Source organism: Tenebrionibacter intestinalis (assembly GCF_016632365.1).
In the GTDB taxonomy this organism is placed as follows: Bacteria; Pseudomonadota; Gammaproteobacteria; order Enterobacterales; family Enterobacteriaceae; genus Tenebrionibacter; species Tenebrionibacter intestinalis.
Genome location: NZ_JAEPBH010000028.1, coordinates 19,866 through 37,273 on the forward strand (window position 1 = coordinate 19,866; position 17,408 = coordinate 37,273).

A 17,408-nucleotide genomic window follows, 5' to 3' on the forward strand; every position below is an offset into this window, starting at 1 on the left:
AAAGGAGGCTCAACGCAAGCACAAGAAACTGATAATCAAAACTCATGACTATTGTCATCAATAATTACTCACAGGTATTGCCGGAACCCTGAGCGCGCCTTAGAATGCAGTTGCTTACACCACTCCTGAGGCCGCGCACATCTCCGATGGAACGGCCTTATGGAGTTCCATCGTTGGACATACAATATACGCATCCGAATACGGGCGCAAACAAATTAATAAGTTAAACATCTTATATTTGCAAAAAAAAGCTTTATAGAACACATAAAGAACCTATAAAATATTTATAGAAAAATCCGGTTTATTGCCTCATCGCAGACATACCGCTATACTTAGCCGCGATAATTTCCCCGCGCGAGCGGGGATGAACCGTTAAAAATCTTTTATAGATTTTTATAAATTATCGAGTTCCCCGCGCAAGCGGGGATAAACCCGGCGCGCTCCCTAACCTTCGTTCCCCACCAGCCCATACTGCGCGCTGTAATAACCGGTATTGCTGGCTTCGCTAACCAGCAACACCTGGGCCGTATGGCGCCGCATCGTGGTTCTGAATGCGGCCAGCGCCTCCTGCGGCGGCAGCGCAAACTGGCGGCTGTGCTTTTTCCACCACGTTTCCCGCACCTGAAGCCGGCTCATCTCCCAGCTAAATTCGCCTTCATCGGCATACGGGCGCAGCCCTGACTCCCCATCCGGGTATGCGAGGAAAACCTCAACGCCCTCCTCGCTCAGGCGCGTTGAAATATCTTTAGCATCATCCCACATATAATCGCTGGCGCTGCGGTCATAACCTCTATCGCGCACAAGTAAATTATTTTTTGCCGCCGCCCGCTGGCTTAACTGCAGCCCCAGCGCCTCATCGGCGTTGCGCTCCAGCCCGGGGGGAACCGGCTCGTCCTCCCCATATACTCCCTCAACCAGCCTGCGAGCGTCGTCTGGCATGCGTATAGCGCTCAGTTCGCGCAAAAGGCGCTGCGTGCGCCACAGGCAGACGTGATCGGCATAAACATAACCGGTGCCGCGCAGCGCTTCCCCCAGCCAGCCGGGGTGCGGCTCGGGCTGCCATTCTGGCGCAAGCACATGCAGAACCGGTTGCGCCCGGTCATCTGCCTGCGGTGGCGGGTTGTCACCGGGCAACGGTATTTTGAGGTCGCCTCTGGCAGTGCGAATATGGCGCTGTAGACGCCCCGCGCGCTGAATCAGTAAATCGACGGGGGCCAGATCGGTCAGCATATTATCAACGTCAATATCCAGGCTCTGCTCTATAACCTGGGTCGCGATAAGTACTTTCCCTCTACGCAACTGCGCGCTTGAGGCCTTACCAAACTGATGCAGCGCCTGGTTTTCAATATTCAGGCGGTCGGCAAACGCAAAGCGACTGTGGAACAACAGCAGATTATCGGCGGGTATCACCCCCTCATCCAGCAGCCGACGGTAGACGGCAATCGCGTCATCAACGGTGTTACGTATCCAGCAAACGCTCTCGCCTGCCGCCGCTGCCCGGTAAATCAGCGCAATGCCTTCATCCACACAGCTAAACCAGCCCACGCTAACGTGGCGCGCCACTGCTTTACGGGTATCAAGCTTTTTTTCTTCTAAAGCCGCGGACGTCAGGCGGGTAAACCAGGGGTAGCCTGCCTGTGGGCTGGGCTGCGGTTGTACAAATCCGGCCCCTGCGGCAAACGCGGCAAGCAGCCTTTCGCGCAGCGCATAGTGCAGCGTAGCGCTGAGAATAATGACGCTGCCGCCCTGCGCCGCATGGAAAAAAAGCAGCCCTTCGAGTAACCGCACCATGTAGCCGTCGTAGGCGTGAACCTCATCAAGCAGCAAAATTTTATCGCGCATCCCGAGCAGGCGCAGTGACTGATGGCAAAACGGCATTACCGCCATCAGCAGTTGATCGAGCGTTCCAACCCCTACTTCAGCCAGCAGCGCTTTTTTACGCGAGTCGGCAAACCACGCGCTGCATTCGCTGCCCGCGCCCGGCTCATCTGCGGTATAGTGCTCCGGCGCACGCTGCTCGCTGTGCCAGACAGAATCACGAAACTGCATCGACATCTGCCGACCACCGTGCGCCAGCACCAGTGAAGGGCGCTGCCCAATTTCAAAGAGCGCGCGGTAAGCTTCGGCCAGACGCGCATACATCGCATTTGCAGTCGCCATTGTCGGCAGCCCGACATACAGGCCGCGTCCCTTGCCCGCAGACATCATCCTGTGCGCCAGTATCATCGCAGCCTCGGTTTTACCGGCGCCGGTCACATCCTCCAGCACCATAAGCTGTGGACCCGGCGCGCAGATATCCAGCGTCGCGGCATACTGTTGCAGCGGCGTAGGCTGGCGCAGAAACGGGAACATCGGCAAAAAACCGGGGTATTTACTGACCGCCGACGCCGGCGGAATAGCCGAAACGGCGGCCTGCGCGTTATTCAGCGCCTGCGCCCAGTACCCGGCAAGCGCAACGGGGCGGCCAGACCAGGGAAAACGTGTATTGTCAGAACCAAGCCAGTCGGCAAGGGTAACTGCGCCTGCCAGTTGCCAGCTATGCTGTTTAAGCGATTTCTGCCACTCAGCGTCTTTCCAGCATTCGGGCCAGTGGGTAAAGCCAAAAAGTTCGTTTAGCGCGGCGATGAAGGCATGGGCGGCGGCCATGTCCGACGGGTCAAAAGCCAGATGGCCTTCATGTTCTTTTATTTCCGGCGGTATACCGTGATGCCCGGTGCTTATCTGCATCCAGATATCCATAGCATCGAGGTATTCCTGCGCATCTCGCTCACTGCATGCCGGCAGCAGCCCTGTGTCGTCCTCCAGCCACGATTCGCTCAACCTGTGCCAGAGAAAATAGCCCAGCGAATCGTGGCGGCAATAATATTTTTTCCCGGCCAGCGGCGCCACTAACACACCGTTACCGCAGGACGCCAGCCCCTGAAACCCGCGCGCGAACTTGCCAATATCGTGCGTTGCCGCAAGCCAGCTAAACCAGCGTGCGCCCTCTTCGTCGCTAAACCCCAGAGCGATCAGCGTATCGGTAACGCCATATCGATTTTCCTTTACCATCTGGTGAGCACAGGCGGCAACATCAAGACAATGCCATACCAGTAGATGATACTCATCACCATGATGGATTTTACCCGGCCGCGCTTTCCCCCAGTAACGGAAATAACCGGGAATATCATCAGGCCATTGCACAACAAACTTTTCCTTTTGTTTCCGCAAGCTTATTTATGAGTTATACCACCTCTGCAACTATTTAATACACAGCAAATCCGCATAAATATCAATTCTATGACGAAGCGCAAAATTAGCTGTTAAAACAACATATAACACTACCCGTTATTTTCTTATTTACGCCAGAAGAAGATATTAACAAATGATAAAAAAACATAATTTCACTGCAACCAGCTGGCTATATTAACAGAAAATTACCTGTTATAAGATTAAACAGAAGCGTTTTCGTATAATAAAATACGCCGTACCTGATGGCAGGCATAAATACGTTGAGAATTATATTCCTGACATTATTCTGCCAATTCTCCCGGGTCTCTCTTCTGTTCTCTTATGGCGTGACATATGATGGCCTACGCTTTCTGAAACGCTGCAAGGAGAGGATTATGCCCCACACCACCACGACCGGCCTTACTCCCAAAGAGGCCATTGACCGGCTGGAAAAGCAGTATCAGAGTGCCGTCATCGCCCTGCGTGAGGCCATTTCCCGCTTTATTGCTCACGGTGAACTGCCGCAGGAAGACAGGCGCGCCGCCGGATTATTTGTCTACCCGGAGCTGCGCGTAAGCTGGGACGGCGAAGCGCACAGCGCGCCGCGAACCCGCGCATGGGGGCGTTTTACCCATCCCGGCAGCTACGCTACAACCATCACACGCCCGGCGCTGTTTCGTCGCTATCTGGAAGAGCAGCTTACTATTCTTACCCATGACTACGGCGCAAAGATTTCCGTTGCGCCGTCTGCACACGAAATTCCCTATCCCTATGTGATTGATGGTTCCAGCCTGTCTCTGGACAGATCAATAAGCGCCGGGCTGGCGCGCCATTTTCCAACAACCGAACTGGCGCTAATTGGCGACGAAACCGCAGACGGGCTGTTCCAGCCGAGCGGGCTTTATCCGCTGTCTCATTTCGATGCCCGACGCATCGATTTTTCGCTGGCGCGTTTGCGTCACTACACCGGCACGCCGCCTGAAAATATTCAGCCATTTGTGCTTTTCACCAACTACACCCGCTATGTGGACGAATTTATCCGCTGGGGGTGTAGCCAAATCCTCGATCCGCACAGCCCTTATATCGCGATGTCCTGCGCCGGCGACAGTTGGATCACGGCCGACACTGAAGCGCCGGAGGAAGAAATCTCCAGCCTGGCGTGGAAAAAACACCAGATGCCGGCCTGGCATCTTATTACTGCCGATGGCCAGGGCATTACGCTCATTAATATTGGTGTTGGCCCGTCCAACGCAAAAACCATTTGCGACCACCTTGCGGTACTGCGCCCTGAAGCGTGGTTGATGATAGGCCACTGCGGCGGTTTACGCGAAAGCCAGGCTATTGGCGATTATGTTCTGGCGCATGCCTATCTGCGTGACGATCACGTCCTTGATTCGGTACTGCCGCCGGATATTCCTATTCCCAGCATCGCAGAAGTGCAGCGTGCGTTGTATGACGCCACTAAAGAAGTCAGCGGCATGCCGGGGGAGGAGGTTAAACAACGGCTGCGTACCGGTACAGTGGTCACCACCGACGATCGCAACTGGGAGTTACGCTACGCCGCCTCGGCGCTACGCTTTAATCTCAGCCGCGCGGTCGCCATTGATATGGAAAGCGCCACCATCGCCGCGCAGGGGTACCGCTTTCGCGTACCTTATGGCACTCTGCTTTGCGTATCAGATAAGCCGTTACACGGAGAAATCAAACTCCCCGGCCAGGCGAACCGCTTTTATGAGGGCGCGATTTCCGAACATTTGCAGATAGGCATTCGCGCCATCGATCTGCTGCGCGCCGAAGGCGAGCGCCTGCACTCGCGCAAATTACGCACGTTTAACGAGCCGCCGTTCCGCTAGCAGCCAGACTTAGCACATAAAAGCGCCAGGACACGCGCGTTTGCGGAATAAATCAGCAAACGCGCTTTTTTTGCTGAACAGCCTTTGACAAGCCAGGCCAGCGCCATTACTATTCGCCCCGTTCACATAATTCCTCTGTAGTTCAGTCGGTAGAACGGCGGACTGTTAATCCGTATGTCACTGGTTCGAGTCCAGTCAGAGGAGCCAGTTTAAGGAAAGCAGACGTTCACAGACGTCTGCTTTCTGCGTTTCCGGCAGTCAGTTATTCCCTTTTCCACGTTCACCCGAAACCATACCCTTTTGCGGGTAAACCGCCTGGTAAGATATTTACCAACAAACGAGGGGCCACCACTTACTAATGCCAAACAGGCCCTTTAATAAGAAAGACAAAAGGACCGATGGCTTCGGTATATTCCCCCTATTCATCTGGCGGTTCAATATCCCGGCAGTTGGCCTACCGTTTCGACGAGTATCTCAACAGGCGTCTGCCCTGCTGTTTTATCGGCTGATATGACGTGACGGTTGCCTGATTAAAGGCTCGCCACCCCATTTAACACAAAAAACCGCGGGCCGGGAAATTTCATTACGCCTGTGGTTTGGGAGAACGTGGATACTTCCACAACCAGCGGCCGCTTACCATTCGCCAGTAAAAAAGCGCGGCGCGGACCATCCAGTCAAGGAACATACCAAGCCACACGCCAATAACGCCCCAGCCAAGCAGCACCCCCAGCGTATAACCGACGACCACGCGACACCCCCACATGCCAAGCATGGATACCCACATGGCAAAGCGCGCGTCACGCGCGCCTTTTAGCCCGGAAGGCAGCACCCAGGAGGCCGCCCAGATGGGCATAAACAAAGCGTTAAGCCAGATGAGCTCTTTCACTACCTGCTTAACTTGCGGATCGTGAGTGTAGAACGATGCCATTAACCCGGCGAACGGCGCGCTCAGCCAGGCAATGGCGGTTAACCCAAGGGTTGAAAGCCAGAACACATGACGCAACTGGCGCTCTGCCTGGCCAGTTTGCCCTTTCCCCAGCCGCCGCCCGACGATAATGGTTGATGCAGAACCGAGCGCGTTGCCCGGCAGGTTAATCAACCCGGCGATAGAGAAAGCGATAAAGTTACCGGCAATAACGCTGGTTCCCATGCCCGCCACAAACATTTGCGTCAGCAGTTTACCGCCGTTAAACAGCACCGACTCGACGCTTGCCGGAATGCCAATACCTAATACTTCATACAAGATATTGAAATTAAGCGGCCTGAAATAGCTGCGCAGAGAGATACGCAGCGATTTGTAACCCTTCATCAGCACCCACAAAATGCCGATAGCGCCAATATAGCGTGAGAAGGTAACGCCCAGCCCGGCGCCAGCAAACCCCAGCCCCGGCCAGGAAAAGACGCCATAGATCAATATGCTGCTAATAATGATATTAAGGATATTCATACCGCCGTTAATCAGCAGCGGAATACGGGTATTTCCCGCACCGCGCAGCGCGCCGCTGCCAATAAGCGCGATGGCCGCCGCCGGATAGCTCCAGGCGGTCAGTTCCAGATAGTTCAGCGCCAGCGTTTTCACCTCCGGCGAAGCCGCGCCAGCAATAAAATCCACTATATCCTTACCAACTGTGTGAATCAGCACTGCCAGCAGTATCGCCACCAGCGTCATTAACACCAGCGACTGGCGAGTGGCTGCCCGCGCCCGTTTGCCTTGTCTTCTGCCAAGGCTAAAGGCCACCACCACCGTAGTGCCAAGGTCTACTGCGGCGAAGAAGGCCATGATCACCATATTAAAACTGTCGGCCATGCCCACACCCGCCATTGCCTCTTTACCCAGCCAGCTTACCAGGAACGTGCTCAGCACGCCCATCAGCATAACGCAGGTATTTTCCAGAAAAATAGGCACGGCCAACGGCGTGATTTCACGCCAGAACAGAGTTCGGTAGCTTTTACGACGCGGATACCAGGGGGTGCGCTCCACCGCCTGGCGCACTGTGGCATAGAGTTTCAAACGCAACCTGCTTGAGAAAGTGAAACAACTTTTCAATCATGGGCCACAACAGCTTAACGTGCAAAGCGTTTTTGCGACAAAATAATTTATGTCAGGCGCTGTACAATTAAGCAAACAGAACGCCCTGGGCGGCCACAACGTTTGACAAAATATTTTTCGCCGCTAAGATAAGCCTCCACACCACGATTCCTCTGTAGTTCAGTCGGTAGAACGGCGGACTGTTAATCCGTATGTCACTGGTTCGAGTCCAGTCAGAGGAGCCATTTTCAAGAAAGCAGACGTTCACTAACGTCTGCTTTCTGCATTTCTATCAATTGGTTATCCCCTCTCAGTCGTTCACCCTCGTTCACTAAAAACCACTCGAAGCCATATCATTTTGATGGTAAAAATGCTGGTAATGCTGGTTCGATTTCCCTTTTACCAACAAATGAGGGGGTGTTTTCATGTCACTGACTGATATTAAAGCAAAAAATGCAAAACCCCTTGAGAAGGAATACAAGCTGACTGATGGCTTTGGTATGTTCCTTCGTGTTACCCCTAAAGGTTCGAAATACTGGCAAATGGCCTACCGTTTCGAAGGAAAGCAAAAACTTTTCTCTATCGGTGTTTACCCTGCTGTTTCTCTTTCTGACGCAAGACAACGCCGTGACGAGGCCAGAAGGCTTCTGGCTCAGGGTATTGACCCTAATGCAAAGAAACAGGCAGAGGTTAAAGAGCTTAAAGCCAAACGTGATAATACACGCTCCTTCAGAACAGTAGCAAAAGCGTGGTTCGCCACGAAAACAAAATGGTCTGATGATTATGGTGATGCCGTATGGAAGCGCCTTGAAACTTATGTCTTCCCGGTAATCGGTGACAAAGATGTTGCCGAACTGGATACGGGTGATCTGCTGGTTCCGGTGAAAAAGGTGGAGGCTCTTGGTTATCTTGAAGTCGCCATGCGCATTCAACAATACATTACGGCGATCCTGCGTCATGCCGTCCAGCAAAAGCTGATACGCCATAACCCAGCCTATGATATGGAAGGTGCAGTTCAGAAACCACAAACTGAACACCGCCCTGCACTTGAGCTGGAAGAAATACCCCAGCTACTGAACAAAATTGCCGAATACAAAGGCCGCAGGTTAACCATACTGGCAATACAGCTCAATCTGATGATTTTCATTCGTTCCAGTGAGCTGCGTTTCGCTCGCTGGTCAGAAATTGATTTCAAAAGTAAGTTATGGGTGATACCCGAACAGCGTGAAGCGATTGAAAACGTCAAACATTCAACTCGTGGGGCTAAAATGAAGCGTAAGCACTTCGTTCCCCTTTGTAAGCAGGCCATGAAGATACTCAAAGAGATCCGACAACTGACTTATGAAGAAGGTCAAGATGATGGGTTAATCTTTACTGGCTGTTATGACTCGTTTAAACCCATGAGTGAAAACACCATCAACAAAGCCCTGCGTAATATGGGATATAACACGAAGCAGGACATCTGTGGACACGGTTTCCGAACACTGGCCTGTAGTGCCTTAATTGAGTCCGGGCTATGGTCAGAAGACGCTGTAGAGCTTCAGATGAGCCATAAGGAAAGCAACAGTGTCCGGGCAGCTTATACCCACAAGGCTAAACACCTTGATCAACGCCGTCTGATGCTTCAGTGGTGGGCTGATTTCCTTGATGCTAACAGTAACGATATGGTCAGACCGTTTGAGTTTGCTTCAAATAAATAAAGGGAAAGGCCGTTCGCGGCCTTTCAACTTCATGCTTAATTACAGTCTATGCTGAATATGATACTGAATCTTTCTCTATCGCTAAACCAGCGATTTTTTCCAGCATTATTTCCCAGAGTGCGTATTTTCTTTTGTGCTCAATAAACAGAGATTTTAAATACTCTTCTGTTGAAGGGATTTTTTCAGTCCATGCAATATCTTTACTGTAATCAATGCTTTTTTTCATATCAGATGCCGCATAGGTGTAGTATTTACTCTGAGAACGACTGATACTGTCCTCTGCCAGCACTCTACGGAGCAGAGTTGCAGAACATGCATAACCATGCCTGTAAAGCTCACTCGATAAGGTACGAACAAAAGAACCGCGTAATAAAGACATCATCTCTGCGATTTCATTTTCACTCGCATTCATGACTTCAGAATCAAGTTTTCCATAACTATCTGTCCCGGACAAGAAAAGAATAACAAACGAAAAGCCTTTTTTCTTTGCTATGCCAGAGAACAAATCCAGTGAGTCATTATTTTTCTCTACCCGATTATAGATATTATAAAAAATAACATCACACCTGTTCTTAAATCCGTCTATACAAATTGTTTTTGCCTGCTGAATCTCGCCTTCTTCAATCAACGCCAGAGCCAACACCTCAGTCCATTTATCACGAAGCCCTGCCTGATCAACTGATTTATCTTCTTTGATTTTATTGAGAACCTGAATGGCTTCCTCAGTGCACAGTTCATCAACCAGCAACTCAGCAAACTTAATGATGTATTCTGGCTGGTTCAGTTTTCTTTTCTCAAAGCATTGCCTGATGAAATCAACATCCCTGATATACAGACTTAACTCAACAGCATCATTAACATCACCTGTCTTAAGAAGACTTTCCCTTAAAGCACGAATAACATTGTATCCCAGCTCTTTTTTATACTTATCAAAAATATCAAAGTTAAAATACACATCACCTTTAAGTACGGAAAGTATTTTATCCGCTATAACATCAATGCTTTTGTCTTTTTGTAGGGACAGGGATTTTAACCATATTTCGAGAGCACCATTATAATAGTCCATCCATGATCCATCTGATGTATCAGCAATTTCGCTGACTTTATCAAATGAGAGCAGTAAATCATGGCAAAACGCCTCGGTTTTTTCAGGCAGCGTTGACACCGTCTTTTCAAGTGGAAATATGACATTCCTGTATAGCCCCTCAAAAAAAACCGCTGCTTCATAATAATCATGAAAGCGTTTTGTTTTAATTATCCTTTTGTATTCAGCCTCAGCCTTTTTCAGTGATTCTTCTGGAGTTAACAGATATTTATTAATAAGAAAGGATTTTGCCTGACTATTATCCTCTGCAATATCACAAATTATTTGCATGAGTTGATCGGCAGGCATTTCCTTGAGTAAAGAAAGTTGTTTCTTGTTCAGTTTAGCCATCATCACATCCTGATAATGTTTGGTAGACGCAGAAAAGCTAATTGTACTAACACGAGGACAGAACATTCAATAAAAGCATTAACATAATGATTTAAAAAGAAATCTGTAGGACGCTGTTCATTGATGAAATGCACTATTTACCGTAAAATATCCCCCATCAAACAGTAACCTGATAAAGATACGTGGCATGGTCAATGAACAAACGACCAATGCAATCAGGAAAATTCTCAAAATGATCACTTAGAGCCTGTCTCAACAGAATCGTGAAACATTCTCCAAGTGATGCTTTACTGTATCTGGGTGCAATAGATGAGGTCACAAACACAATACCCAGCAAATGAAAAAGGCTTTTATTGACTTCCCTGTAATAAAGAAACTCTCATTTTCAGGGAAAAGTCAGTAGATTAAAAGCCTCCACTTCCAATACATCTATAATAAATAGATGATTATTGTAATTTGGTTAGATCAATATCGTGTCCACTTTGTAAGACTTTACATAACACTTTAATGATATTATTGATCGCCTGATCGTCACTTTTTAACAATAAACTGGACAGTGCTTGGTGTGAACCAAGTGCCTGTATAATTGCAGATTTAACTGCTGTTGGTAAATTCCCTTTTAAAATGATTTCTTCACTGTTGTTTTCAACCTGAGCCATGACCACATCATTTTTTCGTAAAATTGTAGCCAAATGATTAATATAAATAACTTGTTCAGCTTTTGTGGATACATCACCAAAAGCAGCTGAGATCATGTCTATGACATCTTTAAGGTAGTTTAATTGTGTTGGTGCTTTCTCACCTGTAGCCTTTGGGATAATAGGTTCTAAAGGTGAAATATCTGGTGTATCAGGACCGTCATCTTGCCCATTCAATTTCTTTTTGAATATACCATACCCAGTAAGTACTAAACCGGAAATATCAACTTCTTTAGTCGGCAATCCATTTAATCGTTTCGAAACTAATTTACTGAATGCTGCTAAGTTTTCTAGTTCAGGGTCACCAAAATCTATGAGTTGCGCAACATAGCTATAGATACGTGCAAATTTTCCAAGATTGTTCTTAAAATCTGTATGGGCCAGTAGTTCCGAGCTAAGTTGTTTACGCTCAAATTCAGCTTGTTCTGCGCCTTGTGTGTTACCTTGTGCTGTTGCTTGATTGAAAGCATTTTCCTGTATTTCAATGGCTTCATTCAGCATTTTGAGCTTATGGTTATACAATCGAACCACACGATCTGTTGCTTTAAATAAATCGGGATGTTTGTTACCATCAAAACTATCGTTAGCGATTTCTCGAATCGTTTTAAATCGTGCTACTTTAAATTGTTCTAAATCTTCTTCGGTATAAAGATTCGAATCATCTAAACTATCTTTAATGGTATAAACCACATTTGGGTCTTGAACCTCAAGGATTTCAGCACCGTTATCATATTTCTTAAAGCACTCAACTATCCAATCAGGGTCATTCACAAAGTCTATAATATAGATTTGATCTTTACCTGTTGTTGTGCGATTTAGGCGTGATAAGGTTTGTACAACTTCAACTTCATTACCAATCTTCTTATCAAGATACATGGCACATAGTTTTGGTTGGTCAAAGCCGGTTTGAAACTTATTTGCAACAACCATTAAACGATATTCAGGACGATCAAAAGTAATGCGTAAGTCACTATTCGGAATATCAGCATTCATATTCGCTTCGGTAAACTCAGCATCTTCTTCAAATGCAAAGATGCCCCCCTCACTGACCGAACCATCATCATCATGGCTTAATTGCTTGCCTGTGAGTTTACCTGAAAATGCTACTAAAACGCGGTATTCGCTATAGTCAGGGTTTTTCTCTATATAGTTTTCCAATGCTATTTTATAACGAGCGGCTGCAGGTCTTGAGCTTGTTACGATCATCGCTTTTGCTTGACCATTGAGTAAGTTTGCTACGTTATAGTGAAAATGCTCAACAATGAATTTTACTTTTTGTGTGACATTAGTAGCGTGTAAGTTCATCCATTTTGCAAGAGCTTTTTTAGCAGACCGACCATCAACTCGTTTGTCATTATGAACTGCATCACCACCTAATTTATAGGCAGTTGTGTAAGGTACATAACCTTTCAGCACATCAAGAATAAATCCTTCCTCAATGGCTTGCCGTTGTGTATATTTGTGGAATGAATCAGGAACAGTTTCACCCTCTTTCAACGTCCCAAATAGCATTTTAGTAGAATGTTTTGGCGTAGCAGTAAAGGCAAAGTGGCTAATACTTTTTGATTGAACTCTTGATTTTTGAATCTGCTCAAGCAATTCTTCAACCGTAAGATTTGCCATATCTTCACTTGATTTTAAAGCAAGTGTAGCTTGTAATTTTGACGCTGTAGAGCCTGTTTGTGAAGTATGTGCTTCATCAATCACAATGCCATAGTTACGATCACTCAAACTCGTATGCGTTAAAATAGCTTCCATGACATGAGGGAATGTTTGAATCGTTACAATGATGATGGGCTTATTGCTAAGTAGGGCATCTTCAAGCTGTTTGCTTTTCGATTTCCCTGAGTTTTCTTTATCATCACGATTGATGGCTGCGATCAATCCTTTTTGATGATCAATCTGTTGAATGGCATCTTGTAGTTGTGCATCAAGTACCGTTCTGTCTGTAACGACGATAATGGAGTTATAAAACGGTGTTCCATCATCTTCACGCAACCGAATGAGCGAATGACACAACCAAGAAATTGTTGAAGTTTTACCTGACCCTGCACTATGTTCACAGAGGTAGTTTGTTCCAACACCATTTTTGCTAAGGTCTTTTACAATCTCGGTAACTGCATCAAATTGGTGATAACGTGGGAACATTAAGCGTTCTTGTACCGACCAATTGCCATAAAGGTCAACTTTGTTTTTCTTCTCGATATATACAAAATGATGAAAGATATTGAGCCAATGATTACGCTCTAAAATATATTTCCAAAAGTAGTCAATCGGATAAACTTCGCCTTTACTTGGGTCAGCACTTGGATTGCCTTCATGACCATTGTTTCCTTTGTTAAAAGGTAAAAAGAACGTATTCGCACCATCTAAAGCAGTCGTCATGTAAATTTCAGATTCACATACGGCAAAATGTACAATCGCACCACGTTTAGGTGTGAGTAATGGTTCTTTACGTTTGGTTTTAGGGTCTATCGGCTGACGATCATTTCTATATTGGTCTATCGCATCCTCAATGCTTTGGTTAAATTCAGTTTTGATTTCAACCGTTGCCATTGGCAAGCCATTGATAAAGAATACAAGGTCTAAAATGCCTGAATCTTTTGATGGATGGTATTTGAGCTGTGGTACAACACGTAGGATATTGGCATTGTACTTAGCAATCGTAGTCTGATTACGCTGATCTTCGGGTGCGCTTTCACTTAAATCAATTGTTCCTGCACCAGCAATGTTAAAACCATTACGAAATACAGTAATTGTGCCTTTTTTATTGAGTTCGGTGTCTAGGCGATCTAGCAACACTTTCTCGGTGTTTGCACCATTAATCGCACTTAACTTTTCCCACTTTTCGGGCTGAGTTGCCTTAATCCATGTGATTAAATCTTCGGGATAGAGGGCATAGTCAATGTGATAATTTTTACTTTGACCAACCACCCAATCATTAAGTTTAAGCTGTTCTACGATATAGCTTTCAAGATGCTTCTCGTAATGGGCTTTATCATCCAAAATACTCATATTCATGCGACTAACTCCCGAACATCAATCTTGCCAGTAACAGCGTGAGATATAATCGAAGCACGGTATTCTTTAAGTTTTTCGATTAGGGCTTGCTGTTTGGAAATAAGATCATTGAATTTGACATTTTCAAACTCCAAAAAATCAACAATCTTTTTTTGGTCGGGAAGGTTAGGCAAAGATACTAATATATCACCCATTTTTTGTTGGTTTAAAATAGCAAGTGTAGATGCACTAGCCATATTTTTTACATATTGATTACATGCAAACAAATAATAAATTAAAAAAATTAGCTCTGCCTTGTTTTTATTAGGCAATAAATAATTTATTTGCTGATTAGAAGATGCCTTATCTGTTATATATCCAACCTTTCCAAGAGTAGCGCCAATACCAATCAATAATAATGAATTTTCAGGTATTATTTTAAGATCATTACCTACAACAGCTTGAGGATTAACTTTTTTTTGCGAATTTCTTAAATGAAAATCCCCTTTAAAATCACTAGGAGTAAACCAATCAATATAATCAGCATCATAATCAACAGTAGGTAAGTAAATTGATGGTGTTCCCCCTGTGTTTATGCCCTTTGTGATCCAACGTAATTTTACAACTTCCCAATGACTAGGCACATCCCCCAACCATTCCACACCGCTATCTTTCATCGGTGCATTCGGGTCTAAACCTTTGGTAACAGCATGAGAAATCACCGATTTACGCTGTTCTTCCAAAAGTTCGATTAACTTTTCTTGCTTGGCAATCAAGGTGTCAATTTTTTGGGTTTCTTGGTCGAGGAAGGAAACTATTTTTTGTTGCTCATTAATAGTTGGCAATAATAAATTAATGTGAATAAACGACTCACTTTCCAAGTCCCATTGATTCACCCTAATACCTTTGGAATAGTTTTTATAACTTTGAATATAATAGGCTGAGCGTATTAAAAAATGAATATATTTAGAATGATAATCTTTCTTAGGTGTGTAAATATAATAAGCCGGGCTTACGATTCCTTGTATTTCAGATATTGCAATCGAGCCTTGCCATGCTTTCATCTTGTTAATCACAAGGTCATTAGGACGCACAAGTTGGTACGGCGTTAAATCTTCCGATGCTCTATTATGGTTGTCATCACGACTATCTTTAGGAATAACTCCATAATCACGATAAACAGAAAGTAACCTTTCATCAGGTTGATTTGTTCTTTTAACTCGCTTAAATAAACTCCAAATAGGTTTTTGTTCCCAATCACTAGGCACATCCCCCAACCATTCCACACCGCTATTTTTATAACTTGGATATTCTTTAAATTGCATGATTAAATTCCCCCAAGTAATTGAGCGACTTCTGCGGATAACTCTTTAATTTCAGCCATGATTTCATTCGGGTGGCGTGGTTGTTCAAACACATAGAAATAACGGTTAAAGTTAATTTCATAACCGACTACGCCTACTTGGTTATCTTTGCTATCGGTATAACTTGTATCAATCACCGCATCAGGAGCATGAGGTAATACCTCTTTTTCCATATAGGCTTGAATATCTTGTTTCAGTGGGATGTTTTCATAATCGGTTAGGTCGCTATCCATCTGCACATCACCATTAATCGTGACTGTATCAGCATCGGGATTTTGTACGCCAAAAGCCGAAATCAAGGCGTTTTTCAAAGCCTTGCTGACTTTGCTTAATGGTAGGTTTTTCAAGAATGATGTTTCAAACCAAGTATAATCTTTACTTTCACCGAACTGTTTTTCGATATAAGACGATACAGCATTTTGATCGGATTCAGCTAACTTGCCGAACTCTTTTGAGTCTTTAAATGTATTCAGTTTTTCAGCATCAAAAACAAGGTCAATGCGTAAAGGGCGTAACACTTTTACTCGACGGTAGCCAAAGTCGGTATAGTCAAAAATCTTACTGATTGGGCTTTCTTGGAAGTCGGCATAAATACGTGTGATTTCATCAATCGAGTTTTGATCAACAAATTTACGCTTGTTACCCTCATTTTTACGCATGGATGCCCCCATGCCTGTTGCATCAATGAGTTGAACTTTGCCTTTACGGTGTTCAGGCTTACGGTTTGAGATCAACCAAATGTATGTACCAATACCTGTACGGAAGAAAATATCCGTTGGCAAAGCAACAATCGCTTCAAGATAATCACTTTCTAAAATGAAGCGCCTGATTTCTGATTCACCAGACCCTGCACCACCGTTAAACAGTGGTGAACCTGATAATACAATCGCACCACGACCACCACCATTTTCAGGCTTTTCTAGCTTGGAAATCAGGTTTTGTAAGAACAACATTGAACCATCACTTGCTTTTGGCAAGCCAGCACCAAAACGCCCGGTGAATCCTTTTTCGCTATATTCTTGTTGTACTTTGGCAGCATCTTTCGCCCATGACATCCCGAAAGGTGGGTTAGAGCATTGGTAATGGAAATGCTGACCTGAATAATGGTCTTGGCTTAATGTGCTACCTAATTTTATGTTTTGTGATAAATCACGGCTTGGGTCTGATTCTAGTTTTTTTAATAACATTGAACCCAATGCAACGGCATGTGTTTCAGGTTGTAGTTCTTGACCATAAGGGACGAGTACAGGGGCAACATTGTAGCGATCTTTGTAGCCCTCAACATAATTCATCATATCGGTTAAGAACCCCGATGTTCCACAAGTTTGATCGTATATAGTACGGATCAACCCCTGTTTTTGTTCAAATAATTCATTGTCTGGTTCAAGCAATAAAGTCGCAGCCAAATGCACAATGTCACGAGGAGTCATAAAGTCCTCTGACCCTGTACCCACTTCCGCACCAAAACGAGCGATCAAATGTTCATAGACATTACTCATGGTACGATCAGGTACAACGCTTGGATGTAAATCAATCGCTGAAAAATTGTTACAGATACGCAATAGCAAATTAGCTTTGGCTAATTTATTGATTGTGCTTGAAAAATCAAACTGTTCAAAGATTACACGCACATTATCAGAAAAGTTAGCAATGTAGTCTTCAAGATTGGCTTTGGTTTTTGTGCCACCTAGATTCGATAAATTATAGTTAGAGGTGTTATAGAATGGATTACCACTGACATTTTTAAGAATGTCATCCATTGCCATGCCTTTATCTTTAAATTGCTCATTGGCATCAATGACAGCTTGCTTGGTAGGTTCTAATACGCACTCCAAACGTCTTAGAACAGTTAATGGTAAAATGATTTTTCCAAATTCGGTATGTGGGAAGTCACCCCAGAGATCATCGGCATTCTTCCAAATGAAACTTGCTAATGTTGATTCCGTATTGTTCGGTGTAGTCGTCATTTTAGTTTTTCATGGTTGTTTTACAATTAGTTAAATTGTAAACAGCAAATCAATGTTTTTCAACAAGAAAATGAAAAAACAAAACAACAAGAAAGGCGAGTTTTGACACTCTTAAACACTCAGAAAATGGAAGTTAGATGTTCATTATGGAA

8 protein-coding genes and 2 tRNA genes are annotated in these 17,408 nt (G+C 45.2%); 4 read left to right on the plus strand and 6 right to left on the minus strand.

Annotation, left to right across the window (positions count from 1 at the left end; all coding sequences use genetic code 11):
- Positions 1–444: 444 nt before the first annotated feature.
- Positions 445–3,183 carry a CRISPR-associated helicase Cas3' gene (gene cas3, locus JJB97_RS11530; protein WP_238714162.1) on the minus strand — a complete coding sequence of 913 codons (2,739 nt, stop codon included), beginning with the start codon at positions 3,181–3,183 and terminating at the stop codon, positions 445–447.
- Between the two features lie 422 nt (positions 3,184–3,605).
- Here cas3 and JJB97_RS11535 point away from each other — a divergent pair, with 422 nt between their 5' ends.
- Positions 3,606–5,063, plus strand: coding sequence for an AMP nucleosidase (locus tag JJB97_RS11535; protein WP_238714163.1), 1,458 nt, complete (start codon positions 3,606–3,608; stop codon positions 5,061–5,063).
- Between the two features lie 131 nt (positions 5,064–5,194).
- Positions 5,195–5,270: transfer RNA gene (locus tag JJB97_RS11540), tRNA-Asn, on the plus strand.
- Positions 5,271–5,646: 376 nt separating this feature from the next.
- On the opposite strand, the gene JJB97_RS11545 is transcribed toward JJB97_RS11540, so the two are convergent.
- On the minus strand, positions 5,647–7,074 hold the full coding sequence (locus tag JJB97_RS11545; RefSeq protein WP_238714164.1) for an EmmdR/YeeO family multidrug/toxin efflux MATE transporter: 1,428 nt from the start codon (positions 7,072–7,074) through the stop codon (positions 5,647–5,649).
- Positions 7,075–7,261: 187 nt separating this feature from the next.
- On the opposite strand from JJB97_RS11545, the gene JJB97_RS11550 reads away from it, so the two are divergent.
- A tRNA-Asn gene (locus tag JJB97_RS11550) sits at positions 7,262–7,337 on the plus strand.
- Between the two features lie 180 nt (positions 7,338–7,517).
- The gene (locus tag JJB97_RS11555) at positions 7,518–8,792 is read left to right on the plus strand and encodes a tyrosine-type recombinase/integrase (protein WP_049111577.1); all 1,275 of its coding nucleotides are present in this window, start codon (positions 7,518–7,520) and stop codon (positions 8,790–8,792) included.
- 46 nt (positions 8,793–8,838) lie between these two features.
- On the opposite strand, the gene JJB97_RS11560 is transcribed toward JJB97_RS11555, so the two are convergent.
- From JJB97_RS11560 to JJB97_RS11575, 4 genes are all read right to left on the minus strand, one after another.
- Complete coding sequence (locus JJB97_RS11560; RefSeq protein ID WP_238714183.1) at positions 8,839–10,227, minus strand: SpnT protein; 1,389 nt, start codon at positions 10,225–10,227, stop codon at positions 8,839–8,841.
- Between the two features lie 446 nt (positions 10,228–10,673).
- Complete coding sequence (locus tag JJB97_RS11565) at positions 10,674–13,931, minus strand: type I restriction endonuclease subunit R (RefSeq protein WP_317981205.1); 3,258 nt, start codon at positions 13,929–13,931, stop codon at positions 10,674–10,676.
- Positions 13,932–13,942: 11 nt separating this feature from the next.
- A complete protein-coding gene (locus tag JJB97_RS11570; RefSeq protein WP_238714166.1) occupies positions 13,943–15,250 on the minus strand; it encodes a restriction endonuclease subunit S in 1,308 nt (435 codons plus the stop codon).
- 2 nt (positions 15,251–15,252) lie between these two features.
- Positions 15,253–17,256 carry a type I restriction-modification system subunit M gene (locus JJB97_RS11575; RefSeq protein WP_238714167.1) on the minus strand — a complete coding sequence of 668 codons (2,004 nt, stop codon included), beginning with the start codon at positions 17,254–17,256 and terminating at the stop codon, positions 15,253–15,255.
- Between the last annotated feature and the right edge of the window lie 152 nt (positions 17,257–17,408).